Below are 4,537 nucleotides of genomic sequence, written 5' to 3' on the forward strand. Positions count from 1 at the left end.
CCGCCGCGAACACCGGGAACGCCGCATACAACACACGACCGATCCCCCGCACCCGCCCACCCTGCCCCGCGAACACCACCGCGTACTTCACGGCGCCGCGCACCACCGCACCGGACACCGCGTCCGCCGGGTCCGGTCCGCCGTCCGCGACCGCCGCCAGGGCGGCCGTCAGCTCCGCGACGTCCCGGCCCAGCACCACCGCACGGTGCTCCATCGCCGCACGCCCCGAGGCCAGTTCGGCCACCGCGTCGGCCGGTCGGAGGTCCGGGTGGGCGAGGGCCCAGTCCCGCAGGCGGGCCGCCTGGGCCCGCAGCCCGGTCGCGGTGCGCGCCGAGACCACCCAGGGCAGCAGCCGGTCCTCGTCCGGTGCTGTCGGTGCCGTGTCCCCGCCGGTGGCGGCCGGCGCCTGTTCGAGGATGACGTGCGCGTTGGTGCCACTGATCCCGAACGAGGACACACCCGCCCGGCGCGGCCGGTCCAGCTCGGGCCAGGCCCGCGCCTCGGCGAGCAGCTCGACGGCTCCGCTCGCCCAGTCGACGTGCGGCGAGGGCGCGTCCACGTGCAGCGTCCTCGGCAGCACGCCGTGCCGCATGGCCATCACCATCTTGATGACGCCCGCGACACCCGCCGCGGCCTGGGTGTGACCGATGTTGGACTTCACCGACCCCAGCCACAACGGCCGGTCCTCGGCGCGGCCCTGCCCGTACGTCGCCAGCAGCGCCTGCGCCTCGATCGGGTCACCCAGCGTCGTCCCCGTCCCGTGCGCCTCGACCGCGTCCACCTCCGCCGGGACCAGGCCCGCGGTGGCCAGTGCCCGCCGGATCACCCGCTGCTGCGAGGGCCCGTTCGGGGCGGTGAGGCCGTTCGACGCGCCGTCCTGGTTGACGGCGGAGCCGCGCACCACGGCGAGCACCTGGTGTCCGTTGCGCACCGCGTCCGACAGCCGCTCGACCAGGACGAGGCCGACGCCCTCGCCCCACCCGGTGCCGTCGGCGGCGGCCGCGAACGACTTGCAGCGGCCGTCCGACGCCAGCCCGCGCTGACGCGAGAAGTCCACGAACACAGCCGGCGTCGACATCACGGTGACGCCGCCCGCGAGCGCGAGGTCGCACTCGCCGGCCCGCAGCGCCTGCACGGCGAGGTGCAGCGCGACCAGCGACGAGGAGCACGCCGTGTCGACGGTGACGGCCGGACCCTCCAGGCCCAGCGAGTACGCGACCCGGCCCGACGCGACGCTCCCCACGTTGCCGTTGCCGAGGTAGCCCTCCAACTCGTCCGGCACGTGGTTCAAACGGGTGGCGTAGTCGTAGTAGATCGCGCCCGCGAAGACCCCGGTCCGGCTGCCGCGCAGCGACTCCGGGTCGATGCCCGCGTGCTCGATCGTCTCCCAGGAGGTCTCCAGCAGCAGCCGCTGCTGCGGGTCCATCGCCAGCGCCTCACGCGGCGAGATCCCGAAGAACGCGGGGTCGAAGTCGGCCGCGTCGGGGACGAAGCCGCCGGTCCGCACATAGGTGCTGCCCGGCCGGGACGGGTCCAGGTCGAAGATCCGGTCGGTGTCCCAGCCGCGGTCGGTCGGGAAGTCGGTGAGCGCGTCGACACCGCCGGCCACCAGGTCCCACAGCTGCTGCGGGGAGGTGACGCCGCCCGGGAGGCGGCAGCCCATGCCGACGATCGCGATCGGCTCGTCGGTGGCCACCGGCACGGCCACGGCGGTGGTCCGGGCCGCCGGGGCTACGCCCGACACGGTCTCCGCGAGCCGCTCGTCCAGGTAGCCGGCGAGCAGCAGCGGGTTCGGGTAGTCGAAGACCAGCGTCGCGGGCAGGCGCAGGCCGGTGGCGGCGCTCAACCGGTTGCGCAGTTCGAGCCCGGTGAGCGAGTCGAAGCCGAGGTCCCGGAACGCACGGGTCTCCTCGATGCCGTCCGCTCCCGCGTGCCCGAGCACGGCGGCCGCGTGCGTGCACACCGTGCGCACGACCGTCAGCCGGCGCTCGGCGGCCGGGAGACCGGCCAACCGGCCGGCCAGTGCGCCCGGCCGCGTCCGCGCGTCGCCCGCCGCACCCCTGCGGCGCGGACCGCGGGCGAGGTCGCGCAGCAGCGCGGGCACCGTGTCGGCGCCGGCCCGGCGCAGCACGGCGAGGTCCATCCGCACGGCCGTGAGCATCGGCTCGGCCCGGTCGACCGCGGCGTCGAACAGGGCGCAGCCCTGCTCGGCCGAGAGCGGCAGGACGCCCAGCCGGGTCATCCGCTGCCGGTCGGCGGCGCCGAGCCCGGCGGTCATCTCGCTGCCCTCGGCCCACCAGCCCCAGGCGATCGAGGTCGCGGCCAGGCCGTGCGCCCGGCGGTGCCGGGCGAGCGCGTCGAGGAAGGCGTTGGCGGCGGCGTAGTTGCCCTGCCCGGGGTTGCCGATGACGCCGGCCGCCGACGAGAACAGCACGAACGCGTCCAGGTCGAGCCCGCGGGTGGCCTCGTGCAGGTTCCACGCGGCGTCGACCTTGGGGCGCAGCACGGCCGCCAGCCGGTCGGGGGTCAACGCCTGGACGACACCGTCGTCCAGGACACCGGCCGCGTGCACCACGGCGGTCAGCGGGTGCTCGGCGGGGATCGCGGCGAGCACCCGGGCGAGGGCCTCCCGGTCGGCGGCGTCGCAGGCCTCCACCCGCACCCGCGCACCGAGCACGGACAGCTCCGCGACCAGTTCGGCCGCCCCCGGGGCGGCCGCGCCGCGCCGGCTGAGCAGCACCAGCCGGCGGGCGCCGCGCGCGACGACCAGGTGGCGGGCCAGCAGGGCGCCGAGCGTCCCGGTGCCGCCGGTGATCAGTACCGTCCCGTCGGCGGCGGGCACGAGGCCGGTGCCGTCGGCGGGGCGGCCCGCCGCCGCGGCCCGCACCAGGCGCGGCAGCAGGGCGGCCCCGCGCCGGACGGCGAGCTGGGCGTCGCCCGAGACCGCGTGCGCGAGGATCGCGTGCTCGGACGACTCGGCGTCGGTGTCCACCAGCACGAAGCGGCCGGGGTGTTCGGCCTGCGCGGACCGCACCAGGCCCCAGACGGCGGCGGCCGCGAGGTCGTGGATCTCCTCGGTGTCGTCGGCCGCGACGGCGTGCGACGTCACGAGGACCAGCCGCGCGTCGGCGGTGCGCGGGTCGGCCAGCCAGCGCTGGACGAGGTCGAGGACGCGCGCCACGGTGTCGTGCACGCGGGTCTGCTCCGGCCCCTCGGCGGGCTCCACCCGGACGAGGACGGTGGCGGGGGGCGGGGTGGTGGTGTCGGTTTCCGCGTCAGCGGTGTGGGCGCCTTCGTCCAGGAGGGTGAGCGGGTCGGCCGCCTCGGGTGTCCCGAGGACGGCCCAGGCCGCCGTGGGTGTCACGGTCGCGTCCGGGTCCGCGCCCTGGTCCGGCTCGCCGGCGGTGTCCGCCGCGCCGTCCCGTTCCGCCCACCGCAGGTCGAACAGCGAGTCGCCGGACGAGGCCTCGGCCGACCGCAACTGATCGGCGGAGACCGGCCGGACCACCACCGAGCCGATGGACACGACCGGCCGACCGGCCTCGTCGTGGGCGCGCAGCGCGACCGCGCCGCCCTCGCCCGTCACCAGCCGCACGCGCAGGGCGCGGGCACCGCGGGTCTCCAGCCGCACGCCCGTCCAGCTGAACGGCAGACCGGCCGAGACCGGCCCGTCCGCGTCGTCCCGGATCAGCATCGGGTGCATCGCGGCGTCCAGCAGGGCCGGGTGCAGGCCGAAGCGGTCCGCGTCGGCGGCCGCCTCCTCGGGGAGCTCGACCTCGGCGAACAGCTCGGTGCCGCGCCGCCAGACCAGCCGCAGCCCCTGGAACAGCGGGCCGTAGTCGAAGCCGGCGGCCGCCGAGCGCTCGTAGACGTCGTCCGCGTCCACCGGCTCGGCGCCCGGCGGGGGCCACTGCTCGGTGCCGGCGGCCGGCGGCTCCACCGGCGCTCCGGCCTCATCGGCCGGGGTCGCCGTGAGCAGGCCCGAGGCGTGCCGGGTCCACGGCCGGTCGGCGGGGGCGTCCTCGGCACGCGAGTGGATGCCGATCACCCGGGCCCCGGTGTCGTCCGGGTCCTCGACGGTGACCTGGAGCCGGACCCCCTCGGTGTCGGACAGGACCAGCGGGGTGTGCAGGGTCAGTTCGTCCAGGACCGGGCAGTCGACCTCGCCGCCCGCCCGCAGGGCGAGTTCGAGGAACGCCGTGCCCGGGACGATCACCGTGCCGAGGACGGCGTGGTCGGCGAGCCACGGGTGGGTGGGCACGGAGAGGCGCCCGGTGAAGACCGTCCCGGACGCGCCGGCGAGGTCGACGGCGGCGCCCAGCACGGCGTGGTCCACCGCGGACTGGCCCCAGCCGACGCCCGCCCCGGCGGAGGGCTCGGCCTCGGCCCAGTAGCGCTGACGTTGGAAGGCGTAGGTGGGCAGGTCGAGGGGGCGGCCGGCACCGGCCGGCAGCAGCGCGGGCCAGTCCACGGGAAGCCCCTGGACGAAGGCGGCGGACAGCGCCGTCACCAGCCGCTCCGGGCCGCCCTCGCCGCG

The 4,537-nt window shown here is 77.1% G+C and carries 1 protein-coding gene; it reads right to left on the minus strand.

Features of this window, described 5'->3' with window-relative positions:
• On the minus strand, positions 1 to 4,510 hold a 4,510-nt coding region (locus ACIQTO_RS29625; RefSeq protein WP_402394505.1), incomplete at its 3' end, for a type I polyketide synthase.
• Between the last annotated feature and the right edge of the window lie 27 nt (positions 4,511 to 4,537).

Origin of the sequence: Kitasatospora sp. NPDC091207 (assembly GCF_044768625.1) — a bacterium.
GTDB lineage: Bacteria > Actinomycetota > Actinomycetes > Streptomycetales > Streptomycetaceae > Kitasatospora.